This window comes from Neobacillus sp. K501, assembly GCF_053749995.1.
This window is the reverse complement of record NZ_JBSLYA010000004.1, coordinates 70,408-88,664: the sequence shown is the minus strand read 5'-3', so window position 1 is coordinate 88,664 and position 18,257 is coordinate 70,408. Positions and strand designations below refer to the sequence as shown.

Sequence of the window (18,257 nt, the reverse complement as noted above, 5' to 3'; positions counted from 1 at the left end):
CACTTCTTTCTTTTGGGTAACCCATACCGCAATTTATTTGTGTTGAATGGTTGTTAAAGCTTCATAAATGCCAGTAACGACTGTACTGTATTTTCCAGTTTGGAATGCATCCCCGGAAAATGTATTTGGAGCGTTAATTGGACTTACTACTGGAGAATGCTTTTTATTGGTCAATAATGCGATAGCTAGATTTTGTTCGAAATCAATGATGGTTAATGTTCCTGTCCAGCCTGAATGTCCGACTGCGGATTCACTTGCATAAGGGCCAAACATCCAGATCATGCTGGAATGACCGTTTCTTCTCCAACCAAGCCCATACGTTGGATTTGTTTCAGCTGGACGGATGAAAGTATGAATGGTTTGCTGATCAAATACTTTCACTTTCCCATAGCCGCCCCCGTTTAACATCAGCTGCAATAATACAGCCAAATCGTCTGTGTTAGAGAAAAGCCCGGCATGCCCAGAAACACCATCCATCGAATAGAATGCTTTTTCATCATGTACTTCTCCTTGCAGTGTGTGTTTTCGAAGATGGGGGAAATCAATTACTCCGTCACGAGAATTACCTATTAGTTCCGTTGCAGCAAAATCCGTTGGTTTAAAACCTTTTTGAAGGGGATTAAACATGGTGTTCTTGAGGCCAAGTGGTTTGTATATGTGATTTTCAACATAATCATCAAGTGATTGTCCGGTCACTTTTTCAACCATATAACCTAATAACATATAATCGACATCGCTATATAGATTCATTGTGCCCGGTTCATGCTGAAGTGGTGTTTTGGATAACATTTGCAGTGTTTTTTTCCGTTCTTGCGAAAAAAGATCACCGGCTGCGGCAGGATGATGGTATTGCAGATCAGCTGGAAAGCCCGCATTGTGATGCAGTAAATCGATAATCCGCAACTGATCCTTTCCTATCATCTTCGCTCCTGGCTGATCAATAAAATCAGGGATATATTTTTGTACCAGAGCATTTAGCCCTATTTTTCCTTCGTAGACAAGCTTTTGTAACGCATAATTAGTTGCATACATTTTGGTGTTGGACGCCAGGTCAAACATGGTACTAGTCCTCATTTTTTCAGGATGACTAATGGGGATGGGACCGTGATACCTTTTCGAATACCCAAATGCTTTGTTTTTTACTATTTTTCTATCTTTGATAATTAGTAGAACAGCACCGGGAAATCCATTGTCGACATCTTGCTGTATCCACTCATCAACCTGTTTCAGTTTTTCAGAAGAAAATCCAACCTCTTCAGGATGTTTTGCCTTGCTCAATACCGGGAAGCTATCTCTATATTGGCCTTGCAACATTACATCATCCCCAATTTGAAAGATAAAATGAAAATTCATGATTAAAGCGTTTTAATTGAAAGAAAATTACAAATATTATTATAAATTTGAGTTTCGTAGTTTGTAAAGGGTAAACTTTGCGTTTAGATACTTATAAGAGACAGTGGAAGAAAGATGGGGATAATTGTTGAAAAAAAATCTATTGATTAAAAAATTCTGAATGTTATAATAATTTTGTGAAACAATATTTCAAACAAACCATAGGAAAGGAGAAATATTATGTTAGAATCCCTAACGACCGAAAAATATAATCAGCAGACCGTTCACCTCGATACTATGAGCACACAGGAAATCTTAAGTATCATGAATGAAGAAGACGCCAGTGTTCCTAAGGCTATCCGTGGCCAAATTCCCCAGATTGAAAAACTAGTGAAACGCGTCATCACATCTTTTCAAGACGGTGGAAGATTGATCTACGTCGGTGCAGGCACGAGCGGCCGTCTTGGTATTCTAGATGCGGCAGAATGTCCTCCAACCTTCAGTACCACACCTGAGATGGTCCAGGGATTAATTGCAGGCGGTACCAGTGCGATTCAAGCAGCAGTCGAAGGTGCAGAGGATAATGAAGGATTAGGCAAAGAGGATTTGCAGGCGCTTTCTATTACATCTAAAGATACCGTAATCGGGATTGCCGCAAGCGGTCGTACACCCTATGTGGTTGGCGCGCTGAAATACGCCAAAGAAAGCGGTGCATCTACAGGCAGTATTTCTTGTAATAAAGACGCTGTCATCAGTCAATATTCCGACGTTGCAATCGAAGTCGTAACGGGTTCAGAGGTGTTAACAGGCTCAACAAGGCTAAAAGCAGGAACTGCTCAAAAATTAGTATTGAACATGGTATCGACGGCATCGATGATTGGAATCGGAAAGGTATACAAAAATTTCATGGTGGATATGAAGCCAACAAACTCAAAGCTTATTGAACGTGGCAAACGCATCATTATGGATGCTACCGACGCCGATTACGAAATGGCATCCCGTACACTCGAGGAAGCGGGCAACCATGTTAAAGTAGCGATTTTGATGATTCTGGCGAACTGTGATGCAGCAACGGCAAAAGAAAAATTAGCCCAACATGGCGGATGGATTCAAAAAATCATACATACGAATTAAAACAGACATCTCAGGCCGTTTATTAGTTGTAAATCAAATCTAACACTATTCTGACGAGGTGAAAAAAGGAGGACATGAGATGAAAAAGAGTTTGAAAACATTAGCGTTATCAGCAGTTGCGGGTGCATTGATTCTTTCTGGATGTTCAGGCAAAACTGAAGAAAAAACATCCGGAAATAGTGAGGGTTCAAAGCAAGAAGAAGTGACGCTTACCATGGGAAGCTGGCGTACTGAAGATACAGAAGCGTACAAAGCCGTCATTTCTGAGTTTAACAAAGAATATCCGAACATCCATATTGAATTCAAGCCTTCAAAAAACACAGAATATAACACCCTTCTGAATACGGCGTTACAAAGCGGAGAAGGTCCAGACTTGATTCACCTGCGTCCATATGGAAGCGGTATTTCGCTTGGTGATGAAGGATATTTAGAGCCGTTAAACGATCTGAAAGGGATTGATACGTTTGACAAAGAGTTATTACAGGCGTCACAAAACAAAGACGGAAAACAATACGGTGTTCCGCTCAATATCTCCACCACGCAAATTTTCTACAATAAAGCTATTTTCAAGAAGTATGACTTAGAAGTGCCAAAAACATGGGATGATTTCATAAAAGTGTCTGACACATTGAAATCGGAGAAAGTTACACCGATTGCTTATGGGACAAAAGAATCCTGGTTATTATCCTTGCTTCATGGTATGGTTGGCCCCGCTCATTTTGGTGGACAGGCAACCATCGATGACCTTTTAAGCGGCAAAAAACAATTGGATGATCCGTCCATCGTAAAGAGCTTTGAAGAAATGAAAAAATTAGACAAATACTTTCCTGAAAACTCACAAGGTTTAGGGATGGATGATATCCGCACCCTGTTTGCTACAGAGCAAGCGGCAATGCTACCAATGGGTAGCTGGGAAATACAAACCATCCGAAACTTAAATCCAGATCTTGACTTTGGTTTCTTCCCTATCCCATCCGCAACAGGCGGGAAACCGACGATCACTCGCTGGGTGGATGGCAGTTACGCATTGAATGCAAAATCCAAGCATAAAGAAGAAGCGAAGAAATTCTTAGAATTTATGACAACGGGAGATTTTGGAAACAAGTTCGCAAAGGAGTTTAAGATGATTTCTGCCGTCCCAGGTGCATCCTCTGATGATGAGTTGGTGGGCTCCTTAACAAAAGCAGCAACTGGCGACACAGTGCCGTACTTCTGGCTGGTACATTTTGCACTAGGTACACCTTCGACAAAAGGAACAGTGGAAACAGAATTGCAAGGCATGTACCTTGGAGAAACAAAGGCAGCTGATGTAGCAGCAACAGTAAAAGCGAGTGCTGATACATGGTTTAAGCCACAGAACTAGGTGAGCCTTATGACAAACCCTGAAAAAGTAATCATTGATACGAAACCCATCTTGATGGAGAAGAAAAAGAGGGGGAACAGGTGGATTCTTCACCTGTTTCCTCTTCCAGCATTACTTGTGTATGGTTTATTTGTGGTATACCCACTTTTTGCGGCATTAAGCTACAGTTTCTATTCCTGGCAAGGGTTTACTAAGGGTGCCTTTATCGGATTGGAAAACTTCCGGAAATTATTTGTGACCGAGCCATTCAGTGGTTTGTTCTGGAATGCACTACAGCATAATATTTTATATTTTGTCATTGAAATGATTGTCCAAAACGGCATCGCGTTTTTGCTTGCCTATGCGTTATATAAACGTATTCGCGGGACAGAATTTTTTAAAATTGCTTTTTTCCTACCTAGACTATTATCGGTTATTGTAGTTGGTTTCTTATGGAAACTGATACTTAATCCCAATTTCGGGGCACTGAACAAGCTTTTGGATTCGCTTGGGCTTTCATCCTGGAAGCATGCCTGGCTTGGTGAGCCAGAAACGGCTCTCATCTCGATTATTTTAGTTAACTGCTGGTTCGGCATCGGGTTTGCAACACTGATATTCTTGGCTGGATTACAAAATATCCCTGCAGAACTTGTGGAAGCTGCTAAATTAGATGGTGCGACAGGATGGACCTTATTACGGAAAATTATCGTACCACTCGTGATGCCGAGTATTACCATCATGACCGTACTCACGTTTATTCAATCTTTTGAAGCGTTTGAGCTTGTGTATGCCATGCAAGGTTCCATGGGTGAACCATATTATTCGACTGATACACTGGCAGTGTATTTTTACCGTTTGGCTTTTGGAAGCGGCTCTAGTGCGGACAGCTCAGCACTTGGACTTGGTTCTGCACTCGCGGTGGTACTGTTTACCATGATCGCCATTATTACATCGATATTAATGAAATTTATGCGTCGTTTTGAAGTCGAACAATAGGAGGAGGTTTGGAGTGAAAGCATCATGGTCATCCCGTGTAACATGGTACGGGGCTGCCGTCATATTCGCCATATTAGCCCTGTATCCGTTGTTGTTAATGATTTTTAGTTCTTTCAAAACAACCATTGAAATCTTCCAACATCCGTTAGCGTTGCCATCCGAATGGAGTTTGGATACATACAAGAAATTATTAGAACAAATACCATTTGGATCCTATTTTGCGAACAGCATAATCGTGAGCGTGGCGAGTGTATTGCTCGTGATATTATTTGGCTCGATGGCTTCTTATTATATTGCACGTTTTTCCTTCAAATGGAATGGAGCGCTTTTGTTCATCTTCCTCATCGGGATGATGATCCCTATCAAGCTTGGAATTGTCCCATTGTATATGTTAATGAAGAATTTAGGGTTGACGAATAACTTACTTTCTTTAGTTTGTATGTACACCGCGACTGGGCTCCCCTTAGCAGTTCTTATATTAACAAGTTTCTTTAAAACACTGCCTAATGAACTCGAAGAAGCCGCGCGTATAGACGGAGCCACAGATCTAAGGATCCTCTGGAGCATCATTTTTCCGTTAATGCGTCCAGTCTTGGGTACTGTAATGATAGTAAACTTTATTGGCGCCTGGAACGATTTTTTCTTCCCGCTCATCTTCATCACCGATGATGCCAAGAAAACCATTCCGATTGGAATGTTATCGTTGTTTGGAGAACATTCTGCGGATTGGAGCACCTTGTTTGCTGGACTCACCCTGTCGTCTCTGCCGATGATTATCCTTTTCTTCTTCGCGTCAAAGCAATTCATGGAGGGACTAACGGCAGGTGCGGTCAAGTAAATTCTTTTAGGGAGTTCAAAAGATGAGGCAGCGTTGAGAGTACCGAGCATGAAAAACCCAAGTGACTATGACACTTGGGTTTTAATATTCTCTTTATACCACAGTTCGTTTTCTGAATGATTATTGCCAGTTTGTATGAAAGACTCCTGTCATATCCGTTCGTTTATAGGTATGGGCACCAAAATAATCACGTTGTGCTTGAAGTAGGCTGGCGTTGGAATGGCCTGTACGATAACTATCGTAATAGGTTAGGGCGGAACTTAAGCATGGGAACGCCAATCCAGACATCATTCCCTCACAAACGACTTTTCGCAATCCAACTTGATATTTTTTAAGCTTTTCGGCAAAGTAAGGAGCGATTAATAAATTAGCCAAATTCGGCTTTTCTTGATAGGTTTCCGCTATATCGTTTAAAAAATCTGCTCGAATGATACAGCCGCCGCGGAAAATAAGAGCGATCTCTTTTAAAGGCAGATCCCAACCATACACTTCTGAAGACATTTTATATTGGGTAAAACCTTGGGCATATGCACAAACTTTCCCCATAAATAATGCCTGTCTCATGTTCTCAATCCAAATTTCCTTATTGAAAGTGATCGGATCTACTTCTGGGCCGGATAAGATATTTTCTGCTACTACTCTTTCTTCTTTTAAAGCAGATATATAACGAGCGAATAAGGACTCAGTGATAATAGAGGAAGGAATCCCATTATCGATTGCTTGCAGGCTAGTCCATTTCCCTGTTCCTTTTTGTCCGGTCTTATCAAGGATGACATCGATTAGAGGTAAGCCAGTTTTTTCGTCCTTTTTACGTAAAATTTCTGCGGTAATTTCGATTAAATAACTTTTCAGTTCACCTTGATTCCATGTCTCAAAAATATCCGCAATTTCTTCAACGGATAGGCCTAATTTTTTCCTTAGGAACGAATAGGACTCCGCGATTAATTGCATATCAGCATATTCAATTCCGTTATGTACCATTTTTACAAAATGCCCTGCTCCTTTTGGTCCAATATAGGTACAGCAAGGGTCATCTCCCACTTGTGCGGCAATTTTTGTTAGGATTGGAGCCACTTTTTCATAGACGTCTTGATCGCCGCCAGGCATGATGGAAGGTCCTGTTAATGCCCCGACTTCTCCACCTGAAATCCCAATTCCTAAATAGCCGATTCCTCTAGCTTTTAGTTCGTCGTATCTGAGTGCGGTATCTTCATAGTGCGAGTTGCCGCCGTCCATTATGACATCACCATCTTCAAGAAAAGGGATTAAAGAATGAATCACCGAATCAATAGCTTTGCCCGCGGTAACCATGACAAAGATTTTCCTCGGAGTTTCTAAGGACTGTACAAAATCTTGAACTTCATAGAAAGGAGTAATCGACTGACCAGCAAGCTTATCAACAAGTTGATCCGTTAAATCCCTTGTGTAATTATAAACGGCGACCTGTTCACCGTTATTTGCCATGTTTAGGGCGATATTGCTGCCCATTACTCCTAAACCAATAACACCAATTGTATTCATCATGTTTCTTGCTCCTTTTTCAAATGAATAGGCAGTAAAACCACTCGGGTTTTACTGCCTGGAAAGATTTAAACAAATAAACTTAGTAGAAGAATAAATCCTAATCCAGCTACTGAAATAATCGTCTCCAATAATGTCCAGGTAGCAAATGTTTCCTTCATGCTTAATCCAAAGTATTCTTTAAACATCCAGAAACCAGCATCATTGACGTGAGAAGCTATTAAACTACCAGCACCCGTTGCAAGTACAACTAAAGCAAGGTTAACATCTGTTTGTCCTAGCAATGGAATCACTAAGCCAGCTGTTGTTAAAGCAGCAACAGTCGCAGATCCAAGAGAAATACGTAAGATAGCCGCGATAATCCATGCAAGTAAGATAGGTGATAAAGACGTTCCTTTGAATAACTCAGCTACATAGTCACCTACGCCGCCATTAATTAATACTTGTTTGAAGGCTCCGCCTCCTCCAATGATTAACAGCATCATTCCAATATGGGTAATGGCTGTAGTACAAGATTCCATCACAGCTTTGATTGGAATCTTTCTTGCTAATCCCATCGTATAGACTGCCACTAATAAAGAAATCAACATGGATGTACCAGCATCACCAATAAATCGAATTGCTGCTAAGAAACTATTATCTTCAAATCCTAGTGTCTTTTGAAGCAAAGTAATAATCGTCGCGATTGACATTAAAATGACTGGTAGTAAAGCGGTAAAAACACTGATTCCAAATCCAGGTGTGTCTTCAAGTTTAAACGTTTTCTGTTCGCCTAAAGATGCAATGCTACCAGATTTTGTGAAAGAATCAGGTACAAGCTTTTTAGCTATTTTCGTAAATACAGGTCCAGCTAAAATAACGGTTGGGATGGCAATGATAAAGCCATAAAGTAATACTTCACCAATGTTTGCACCATATTCACCAGCAATAACGGTTGGTCCCGGGTGTGGCGGTAAGAAACCATGTGTTACAGATAAAGCCGCTGTCATCGGAATACCGAGATACAGGATCGAAACCTTTAATTGTCTTGAAATCGCAAAGACGATTGGAATTAATAAAACTAGACCTACTTCAAAAAATAGAGCAACACCAATAATAAAGGAAGCGGCTACGACTGCCCATTGAATATTTTTTTCACCAAATTTGTTCACGAGGGTCATGGCAATTCGCTGCGCGCCACCGGAATCGGCGATCAATTTACCTAACATCGCTCCAAGTCCAAAGATTAACGCTAAGTGACCAAGTGTCCCGCCTAAACCGGCTTCAATGGTTTTGACAATTTCCTCTAATGGCATTCCAAGTGCTAAAGCAACGCCGAAAGATACAATGATTAATGAAATAAAGGTGTTTAATTTAAAGCCCATGATTAAAATTAATAATGCTACAATTCCAATGGCTACAATAACTAATGGCATTGTTATTACCTCCTGATATTTATATTAGTGTTTTATTAAGCTTCTTTGATAGTTTGCAATCCGTATATAGTCGTCTTCTAAGACTCTTGATAGATTAATAAAAATCGGTAGTAATTGTCTGTATTCTTTTGTTGCCTCTTCTTTTGGTGTATGTTTGAAGGTACTGCCAACCATTTCCGAAACAATCTCAAAGGAATCAATTTTTCCGGTAGCATATAACCCTAAGATGCATGCTCCCAAACAGGAACTTTCGTAGCTTTCGGGAACCACTACTTCAGATGCGAAAATATCAGACATCATTTGCCGCCAAACATCTGATCTTGCAAATCCGCCCGTTGCTTGAATGCGTGTTACCGGTCCATCCATGCATTCCGTTAAGGCTAAGAATACAGTGTATAGATTGTAAATGACTCCTTCTAAGGCTGCTCGAATCATATGTTCCTTTTTATGTGATAAGGTTAAGCCGAAAAAGGATCCGCGTACATCAGGATTCCATAATGGCGCTCGTTCACCTGCAAGATAGGGATGGAACAATAATCCATCTGCTCCAGGTCTAACACGTTCCGCAATTTTGGTTAATACCTCGTATGGATCAATTCCTAATCTTTTTGCTGTTTCAACTTCAGATGAGGCAAATTCATCGCGAATCCAACGAAGGACCATCCCGCCATTGTTTACCGGTCCGCCAATGACCCAATGCTTTTCCGTTAGGGCGTAACAAAAGATTCTTCCTTTTTCGTCTGTTTGCGGCGTATCAATAATGGTTCGAATCGCACCGCTTGTCCCAATGGTGACCGCAATCTCACCTTTATTAATGGCATTTACCCCTAAATTGGAAAGGACTCCATCACTGGCACCAATAACAAATGGGGTTTGTGGATCGATTCCAATCTGTTTGGCTAACTCTGGATTACAGTTGTTGAATATCTGGGTTGTTGGTACAAGCTCAGATAAATGTTCAGGACCGACTCCAGCAATATTTAATGCTTCTTCATCCCATTCCAAAGTTTTGAGATTCATCAACCCCATGGCGGAAGCGATGGAATGATCAACAACATATTGATCAAAGAACTTTTTAAAAATAAATTCCTTAATTCCGATATACTTTTTCGTTTTGACAGCGATTTCAGGACGTTCATTCACGATCCAAGTGATTTTGCTTAATGGTGACATCGGATGAATCGGTGTCCCTGTTCGTTTATAAACCTCATGGCCATTCATTTCATCTTTTATTTTATGTGTCCATGCCTCACTGCGATTATCAGCCCAAGTGATACAAGGTGTAAGCGGCTGATCATTTTCATCCATCGCAATGACACTATGCATCGCACTGCTAAAAGAAATAAAGGCTGGTATTTTATCTGGATGATGCTTTGTTATATTCGTAATCGCTTGCAAAACAGCTCGAAAGATCTCTTCAGGATCCTGTTCAGCAGTCGAAATATCAGGAGTATATAGAGGATACCCAATATTTTCTGTTTGGATGACTTCGCCTTTTTCTGTAAATAAAACCGCTTTAGTACTTGTTGTCCCGATGTCTATACCTAACATGCTGCTAGTCATTTTCTGGCACTACTCCTTTTGATAGCATTTGTTGTGAACTCCAGAGGTCCTCTACTTTCCCTTGAACATCATCAAAGTTTTCATGTAAAGACTTAACCATGAGGTCTCGTTTTTTTGTTTTGATTGCTTCAATATAAAGTTGGTGGTTACTTACAATGCGTGAAAAGTCCTCATACTTTTCCTCGAAACGGGCACGCATTGATAAGAGGATGAAGCTTTCCATTACCGGTTTTAAATTGGTCCATATCATCAAAATATAGGAATGATCAATGGATCGAATAATCGATTCATGGAATAAAACATCTTGGTAGGAAAACTCATCGGCATCTCGATATTTTATCGCAATCTTCATCATTTCTAGTATTTTACTAAGCTCCATTACCAATTCATTTACGTCCATTTTTACTAATCGCTCAAAGACAAATGTTTCGATGAGGAGACGTACATCATAGATTTCTTCTATTTCTTTTTCCGATAAACCAAGGACAACGGCACCCATTCTTTCTAAGCGAATGATATTTTCGGATGCAAGAGTTTTTAATGCTTCACGAATAGGTGATCGGCTCACACCAAAATCGGCTGCTAATTTATTTTCAGATAGGATGGCACCGCTTTCAATCGTGCCGGAAATAATACGCATTCTAAGTTCAGATGTCACGCGATCACCAGCGGAGGCTTTTGAAAGCCATTTTAAAGGATAAAGATATTCCTTTGATTCTGCCATATATTCACCTTCTTTATTAATCAAGTATACTTGTATACAAGTATTATAACTGAGAATTTCAATTTTGCAAACGCTTTTATTAAAAACTAACTATCGAACCTATTAATTTAATATAGATATTAATATAGTTTTAGTGTCATATTCATTAAAGGGGGATTTTAAAATGGGAAGAGGGGAATCTTGATGATTTTGAATAATTTTCAATCGACTTTAGAATATGCGATAGGATTGGATAAGGAAGATTCACTTAAGCATTTTCGAGATGAGTTTTATTTGAAGCCAGGATCTATTTATATGGATGGAAACTCATTGGGGTTGCTTTCAAAAAGGGCGGAAAGAACTGTATTTGAATCTATAAATGATTGGAAAGAACACGGGATTGACGGATGGACGCGAGGGAAGAATCCATGGTTTTTTATGGCGGAGGAACTCGGAAAGAAGCTTGCACCATTAGTCGGAGGTTCTCCGGAGGAAGTGATTGTCACTGGTTCTACAACGGTTAATTTGCATCAGCTTGTATCAACTTTTTATAAGCCAGAGGGGAACCGTACGAAAATTTTAGCAGATGAATTAACGTTTCCATCGGATATTTATGCGATGCAAAGCCAGTTAAAGCTACATGGCTATGATCCGGATCAACATCTAATCAGAGTGAAAAGCCGCAATGGCCGCTTTCTAGAAGAGGAGGATATTATTGCCTCGATGACGGATGAGGTAGCATTAATTGTCTTACCAACTGTACTTTATCGGAGCGGTCAAATTTTGACATCCAACGATTAGCGAAGGCCGCGCATGAAAGAGGGATATTAATCGGTTTCGACGCTTGCCATTCGGTTGGAGCGATTCCGCATTCTTTCAATGTATGGGATATTGATTTTGCCTTTTGGTGCAATTATAAACATTTAAACGGCGGACCTGGCGGCGTGGGTGGCCTATTTGTGAATCGCAGGCATTTTGGCAAAATGCCCGGACTAGCAGGTTGGTTTAGTTCTGCGAAAGAGAAACAATTCGATATGGAGCATACCTTAATACCAGCACCATCAGCGGGAGCGTTCCAGATTGGGACTCCACATGTACTTAGCATGGCACCGTTAATCGGTTCATTAGAAATTTTTACAGAGGCTGGTATTGAAAATATTCGTGATAAATCTCTCAGAATTAATCAGTATTTAATCGATTTGATCGAACATGAACTAGCAGATTTCGGATTTTTCATAGGGACGCCAAGAGAGGATGCCCGCCGCGGTGGTCACGTGAGCCTAGAACATAGTGAGGCAGCCAGGATTTGTAAGGCTTTGAAGGAAAACGGAATTATCCCAGACTTCCGTGCACCCAACATAATCCGCCTAGCACCTGTCGCCTTATATACCTCCTATGAAGAAGTATGGAAAGTCGTCCAAACCCTAAAAACCATCATGACCGAAAAACTGTACGAGAAATATAAAAATGAGCGTGAAGTAGTCGCTTGACGAGCGGTGACAACGAACGAGCGGTGCCTGTCACCGCTCGTGGACACTGTACACCTCAGGCGGACAGTCATTAAAAGAAACTGAAAAAAGACCGCCATCCACCTTGACTATTGGTATGGCGATCTTCTATTTTCCCTCTTTATTACGCTTCAACCTTTGCAAAAAACTGTGGCAAATGTTCTTTATGTGCCTCTAACATTTCATCAAGAATTTGTTTGGCCACCTTATCTGATGGAACAAGAGGGTTGATGGTCATTGCAAGTAAAGCCGTGTTGTAGTCACCGGTAACCGCTGCTTCCGCTGCGACTCGCTCAAATGATTTGATTTGCTGGACAAGTCCCCGTACGGCCACTGGAAGATCACCAACCGAAAGCGGCTTTGGACCGTCTTTTGTAATTACGCAGTTTACTTCCACTGCAGAATCCGCTGGAATGCTGGCAATTGCCCCGTTATTGCGAGTGTTAACAGGCTGAATATCCCGTCTATCATTGTAAATAGAGTTGATCAGACTGCAGGCAGCATCGCTATAGTAAGCACCGCCACGTTTTTCAAGCTGTGGCGGCTTAATATCCAGGTTTTCGTCCTTATAGAGTTCAAACAACTCAGATTCTAATTTCTGCACAACTTCAGCACGGGTACCTTCAGTAGCTGCTTTTTCCAATTCTTCATGGAGCATTTCGTCCGTTTTATAATAATAGCGGTGATAAGGACAAGGGACTACACCTAACCCACGGATAAAATCAGGCTCCCAGGAAAGCCCGATAATGTTGCGCATTGTCACGGCATTATCTGGATTGGCCATCGCTTCGATGACTTGATCTTGAACGCTGACGCCGTCCAAGAAAGTATCCAGTCCATAGACCATGTGATTAAGACCTGCGAAGTTCACCTGAACACGTTCAGGTTCAACATTTAGTGATTTCGCAATCCCCATTCTCATTCCAATCGGCACATTACATAAGCCGACTACTTTTTTAATATTGCTGTAGCGTAACACGGCTTCCGTAACCATTCCGGCAGGGTTCGTAAAGTTTACTAGCCAAGCCTCAGGACAAAGCTCCTCGATATCTTTGCAAATATCAAGAATAACCGGAATCGTTCTAAGCCCCTTGAATAATCCGCCTGGTCCGTTAGTTTCCTGGCCAATGACATTGTACTTTAACGGAATTCTTTCATCCTTTGCCCTTGCTTCTAAAAGTCCAACACGGAATTGTGTGGTAACAAAGTCTGCACCTTTTAAAGCTTCTCTTCGATCCAATGTTAAATGAATCTTGATCGGAAGTCCTGCTTTAGCGACCATCCGTTTTGCCAGGTTTCCGACGATTTCCAATTTTTCTTTTCCTGCTTCAATATCAACTAACCAAAGTTCTCTGACTGGAAGTTCATGATAACGCTTGATAAAACCTTCGACTAACTCCGGAGTATAACTTGATCCTCCGCCAATTGTTACGATTTTTACGCCATTTGCCATTTGTGAAAACCTCCAAGAATGAATTTTTTCTACTCTTGAGTTCATTCTATTGGTTCAGATGTGTCGGGTAAATAACTTGGGAATATTTAGGTTTTTATACCGTTGAAAGGAACTTGTTACAGATGAGTAACACTGTGTTTTTTATGGTATGATAGCATTGATAAGGGGGCTAATCATGTTTTCTGGTGAGGTTATTGCATCATTTAATGAATTAGAAACTTCGTTATACGATTATATTTGTAAAAATAGCGAGAAAGTGATTTATATGCGAATTCGTGATTTAGCAGATGAAACCCATGTCTCTACTTCAACGATTCTTCGCTTTTGCCGAAAATTAAATTGTGAGGGGTTCTCAGAATTCAAGGTAAAATTAAAGCTATATTTGGATGAGAATGCGGAAAGTAAGATAAAAAGCAGTCAGTATGCACTCACCGAATTTGTCGAGCGGACATTGAAGGGGAATCTGGAAGCTGTCATTCGAGAGGCGGCTTCATTGATTGTGAAATCTGATAACCTTATCTTTATTGGTACTGGCAGTTCGGGGATATTAGCGGAATATGGTGCCCGTTATTTTTCCAGTTTAGGGAAGTTTTCGATGTATGTGAAGGATCCTTATATCCCGATCCATGCAAATTATCTTCACAATAGCACAACGATTGCTTTATCGGTTACAGGGGAAAATCAATTCACCATTTCCCATCTTAATCAGCTCAAACAAAAAGGCAGTAATATCATTAGCATCACGAATAACAAACATTGCACCATCGCAAGAATGGCGGACATGAATATTTCCTATTACGTAACGGAAGAATGGTATAAAAAGTCCAACATTACCACGCAAATACCTGTTGTATATATTTTAGAAGAGACTGCTCGGGAAGTGCAGAAACTCTCAAGTACAGCTAATAGAGAGGATTGAAAAAATTGTATAATGTGAAGATCATCGAAGATCAAAAATTTCAGGTTTACATGTTAGAGGATACGGAAACAAACTCCTGGATAAAAGTAGCTCCAGAGCGCGGCGGAATTATTTTTTCATATGGTGTTGAAGGAGAAGAGTTATTCTACCTTAATGAAGCAACATTTTATGATACAGCGAAAAACATTCGTGGGGGAAATCCGATTCTTTTCCCGATGGCGGGGCAACTGACGGGTGGAGCCTATGAGTGGGAAGGGAAAACGTACACGATGAAGAATCATGGATTAGCCCGCGATGCATCTTGGGAAGTGATCGATCGTGATACGAACAACCGAGCCTCTCTAACCCTAAAGCTAACAAGTAATGATCAGACAAAAGTGTCGTATCCGTTTGACTTTGAGGTTGTCTTTACCTATGTTCTAGAGAAAGGCAGGCTGACGATTCAGCAAGAGTATCATAATAAGGGCACTAAGCCGATGCCGATTTATCCAGGTTTTCACCCTTATTTTAAAATAAACGAAAAGAATCTTTCTTATGATACCGATGCCTCAAAATACTATGACTATAACGATGGTGAAGTGAAAGAGTTTGCAGGTACGATTGATTTAACGCATTTAAAAGAATCGGTTGTTTTTCTCGATGCCAAGCAAACGAGCATTTCTTTTCCAATAGGGGAAAAACAAATCAAGTTGGAGTACGGAAAAGAATTTAAGTACATTGTCTTATGGACGGAAAGCGGAAAGGAATTCATTTGTGTCGAACCGTGGATGGCGTTAACGGATGAATTCAATCGGAAAGATGAGCTTGTGATGATAGAAGGGGAGGATAGCCTTAAAACGTTTTTCAGTATTCAATTAGAAGAATAGAATAATTACATAAAAAGACATCGGGCGAACCCGATGTCTTTAACTATTAGCTTATTTTCGGATCCAAACGGCACCAGCAGAATTGTCTTTTGCTTCGCCAATGACTTGGAACTTCAATGGATATTGTGATGGAACTTTTACGCCAGCATCGTCGATAACATCATTAATATACGTCTTGCTAGAATCAAATGTTGTTACACCTGGTAGTCCTTTATAATCATAGATTCCACGTGATGGGGAATCGATATACCATGAAGGAGCTTTGTCTAATGAGAACGCAGCATCAGCTACTTGGTAGCGAACACTTTGGTTAGTTGATGGTTGTCCATTAAGTGTACCAATAATGGCTTCAGGGTGAGAGTCAACTACGCTTAGGAAGCCTTCACCAGGGTGAACACCAGTCCAGTTATCGGTAAATGTATCGTCACCATACCAAACTACTAAACCAGTATTATATTTTACGCCGCGAGAGAATTGTAATGCTGTATCAGAACCAGCATAGTTTCTCCACTCTAGGTAGTAATAATGTGGTTTATTGATCCAACCGTCAGATACTTCGAAACCGTCTAATGCTACTTTTGCTTCGCCTTCCGCATCATCAGAGAAAGCAACTTGTCCATCAACTGTTAATTGAAGGTTATCAAGTGCGAAACCATTAGGTGCAAGACCGCCATCTGTTACATATTCAAATACTAGTTTTACTTTCTTGCCAGCAAATTGAGCTAAATCTAGAGATTTGTCTTCCCATTTGCCTTGAGATGTTTCCATACCGTCTGCAGTGTTTTCATCACCAATCACATCCAGTTCAACGGCTTTGCCGTCTTCTGTTACAGCATTTACATATAGGTAATCATAATCAGTTTCTACTTCATACCATTGTTTGTAATCAAATGTAGCAGAGGTTGCTCCTGTCAGATCAAACACTGGTGTTTCTAATACAGTATGAAGGTCATCGCCTTTTGTGCTGTAGTAGTACTTAGCACCATATCCTGGTTGAATTCCAGGAACCTTTTTGTTAGGTAGGTTTACTTTGACAATACCAGGGTTCTTTGATTTCGTAACACTCTGGTCGATAACCGTTGCTATACCATTTTTATCAATATCTTCATAGTTTACTTCGGTAATATTTGCCCAGTTACCGCCCATTGTCTTTTGGAAGAACTCTTTGTTTTGTGGTGAGAAGCTTGGTGCTTCTGTACCAGCAATATTACCGTTCCAGCTGCCTCCACTCATGATGGACCATGAGGCAACTGTATCACCGTGTCCAGTATACTGAGTGTCATACTCATCTGGAAGACCTAAGTCATGACCAAATTCGTGAGCAAATACGCCAACTGCACCATCTTCAGGTTCAATTGTGTAATCGTAAGCAGCCATTTTTCCGCCCCAATAATCTACGGAAGCAGTAGTGTTTGCTACTGGATAAACACCGTTTAGTGTCCAGCGGTGTGACCAGATAGCATCGTCACCAAGTTCTCCGCCGCCGGCTTCTTGTCCAACACCAGCATGAAGAACCATCAAGTGGTCAACTAAACCATCAGGCTCATTTTGATCTCCATCGCCATCAAGGTCATAAAGATCGAATTCATCATATTCAGCCAAATTAATTCCTGACGCAACTGCAGCATTAAGTGCATCCTTTACAAGACCACGTGGACCTTTTGTTCCAGGAGCATTATCGTTGCCGCCTGCAGGATTATCGCTTCCGTAATCTTTATAATTTCCAGGAACAGTCAGCCAATCAGAAACAGTCCCATCCACTGTGTAGCTTCCACCAGATTGCTCTTCGTAGTACTGTTTGAATGTTTTAACCGTATCGCCATTAAATAGCTCAAATTCTTCATTACCAAACAGCATTTTTTCGTAATGCTCTTTGTTGAAATCATCTGCGTACATATAGCCTGGTTCTTGTTCGATATTGTTATGCTTAAAGTCAGCGTATTCTACAAGTAATACAAGGACTTTGTCTTCGCGAACATCTCCGTTATACGGTGCTTGTTTCGCAGAATCTACTTTTACAGCACCGTTTGGCTTACCTTTTTTATAGTTTCCGTGACCTTTTTCAAGTTGTTTGGCAAGCTTGTCCTTTTGTTTTGTGACGAAATCCTTAGCTTTTTGATCCATTTGCTGTTGTTCTTTTGTAAGTACTTTGTCTGCTGCTTTACCTGGTTTTTCCCCTTGCTTCTTTTCGATATAAGCTTTTACTGCTTTTGTGACATCTGCCTTACTAGCATTCTTCGAAATTAGTCCTCTTTCCTGCAATGCTTTTGCTAGTCTGTCCTGATCGACAATGTTCAAGTCAATCGGTGCAGACTCTGTCGCATAAGCTGCTTTTGCGGATACAGGTGATCCCTTAGTCCCAGCAAAAGAGCCTGCAAACAATGTTGTCGCTACTAGGGTAGTAGCCGCAATGCTAGAAAACACTTTTAAGCCGCTGTTCTTTTTCACTCGTTTAACCCCCTAATTAACCTAATTTTCTTTCTATTCAAAATAGTGCATTTCAAATATATAATTCCGAAAGATTATAGTAAATATTCTAAATTTACTATTTTATCAGATAATTAGTCGTTGAATTCTGGTACTTTTTACCCATTTCATAGATTAGTTGTAAGGATTTGTAAATGTAGAAGATTGCTAAAATGGAGATTAAGTTCTAAAATAATAAAA

13 protein-coding genes and 1 pseudogene are annotated in these 18,257 nt (G+C 40.6%); 7 read left to right on the top strand and 7 right to left on the bottom strand.

Features of this window, described 5'->3' with window-relative positions; translation table 11 throughout:
• Positions 1-33: 33 nt before the first annotated feature.
• Entirely contained in the window at positions 34-1,314 is a 1,281-nt protein-coding gene (gene pbp4b / locus ACWM35_RS11170) for a penicillin binding protein PBP4B (protein WP_454818336.1), read from the bottom strand.
• Between the two features lie 258 nt (positions 1,315-1,572).
• On the opposite strand from pbp4b, the gene murQ reads away from it, so the two are divergent.
• The 4 genes from murQ to ACWM35_RS11150 all read left to right on the top strand — a co-directional run bounded on the left by murQ (position 1,573) and on the right by ACWM35_RS11150 (position 5,642).
• Positions 1,573-2,466 (top strand): N-acetylmuramic acid 6-phosphate etherase, encoded by an 894-nt coding sequence (gene murQ, locus ACWM35_RS11165; protein ID WP_454818334.1) that lies wholly within the window; start codon positions 1,573-1,575, stop codon positions 2,464-2,466.
• A 79-nt stretch (positions 2,467-2,545) separates the two neighbouring features.
• A complete protein-coding gene (locus ACWM35_RS11160; protein WP_454818332.1) occupies positions 2,546-3,829 on the top strand; it encodes an ABC transporter substrate-binding protein in 1,284 nt (427 codons plus the stop codon).
• A gap of 9 nt (positions 3,830-3,838) precedes the next feature.
• Positions 3,839-4,804, top strand: coding sequence for a carbohydrate ABC transporter permease (locus tag ACWM35_RS11155; RefSeq protein WP_454818330.1), 966 nt, complete (start codon positions 3,839-3,841; stop codon positions 4,802-4,804).
• Positions 4,805-4,817: 13 nt separating this feature from the next.
• Entirely contained in the window at positions 4,818-5,642 is an 825-nt protein-coding gene (locus ACWM35_RS11150; protein ID WP_454818328.1) for a carbohydrate ABC transporter permease, read from the top strand.
• Positions 5,643-5,762: 120 nt separating this feature from the next.
• On the opposite strand, the gene gnd is transcribed toward ACWM35_RS11150, so the two are convergent.
• The 4 genes from gnd to ACWM35_RS11130 form a co-directional block, all read right to left on the bottom strand.
• Positions 5,763-7,166: a decarboxylating NADP(+)-dependent phosphogluconate dehydrogenase gene (gnd, locus tag ACWM35_RS11145; protein ID WP_454818326.1), complete on the bottom strand. Its 1,404-nt coding sequence runs from the start codon at positions 7,164-7,166 to the stop codon at positions 5,763-5,765.
• Positions 7,167-7,231: 65 nt separating this feature from the next.
• A complete protein-coding gene (locus tag ACWM35_RS11140) occupies positions 7,232-8,578 on the bottom strand; it encodes a GntP family permease (RefSeq protein ID WP_454818324.1) in 1,347 nt (448 codons plus the stop codon).
• Between the two features lie 24 nt (positions 8,579-8,602).
• On the bottom strand, positions 8,603-10,141 hold the full coding sequence (gene gntK, locus ACWM35_RS11135) for a gluconokinase (RefSeq protein ID WP_454818322.1): 1,539 nt from the start codon (positions 10,139-10,141) through the stop codon (positions 8,603-8,605).
• Positions 10,134-10,865 carry a GntR family transcriptional regulator gene (locus tag ACWM35_RS11130; protein WP_454818320.1) on the bottom strand — a complete coding sequence of 244 codons (732 nt, stop codon included), beginning with the start codon at positions 10,863-10,865 and terminating at the stop codon, positions 10,134-10,136. The genes gntK and ACWM35_RS11130 overlap by 8 nt, the downstream gene beginning before the upstream one ends.
• A 183-nt stretch (positions 10,866-11,048) precedes the next feature.
• Between ACWM35_RS11130 and kynU the strand changes: the two are divergent.
• Positions 11,049-12,334, top strand: a pseudogene (kynU, locus tag ACWM35_RS11125) (kynureninase).
• A gap of 142 nt (positions 12,335-12,476) precedes the next feature.
• On the opposite strand, the gene ACWM35_RS11120 reads toward kynU, so the two are convergent.
• The gene (locus ACWM35_RS11120) at positions 12,477-13,805 is read right to left on the bottom strand and encodes a 6-phospho-beta-glucosidase (RefSeq protein WP_454818318.1); all 1,329 of its coding nucleotides are present in this window, start codon (positions 13,803-13,805) and stop codon (positions 12,477-12,479) included.
• Positions 13,806-13,980: 175 nt separating this feature from the next.
• On the opposite strand from ACWM35_RS11120, the gene ACWM35_RS11115 reads away from it, so the two are divergent.
• Complete coding sequence (locus tag ACWM35_RS11115) at positions 13,981-14,724, top strand: MurR/RpiR family transcriptional regulator (RefSeq protein WP_454818316.1); 744 nt, start codon at positions 13,981-13,983, stop codon at positions 14,722-14,724.
• A 14-nt stretch (positions 14,725-14,738) separates the two neighbouring features.
• On the top strand, positions 14,739-15,590 hold the full coding sequence (locus tag ACWM35_RS11110; protein WP_454818935.1) for an aldose epimerase family protein: 852 nt from the start codon (positions 14,739-14,741) through the stop codon (positions 15,588-15,590).
• Positions 15,591-15,641: 51 nt separating this feature from the next.
• Here the strand turns inward: ACWM35_RS11110 and ACWM35_RS11105 are convergent, their stop codons facing one another.
• Positions 15,642-18,038: an immune inhibitor A domain-containing protein gene (locus tag ACWM35_RS11105; RefSeq protein ID WP_454818314.1), complete on the bottom strand. Its 2,397-nt coding sequence runs from the start codon at positions 18,036-18,038 to the stop codon at positions 15,642-15,644.
• Positions 18,039-18,257 lie beyond the last annotated feature (219 nt).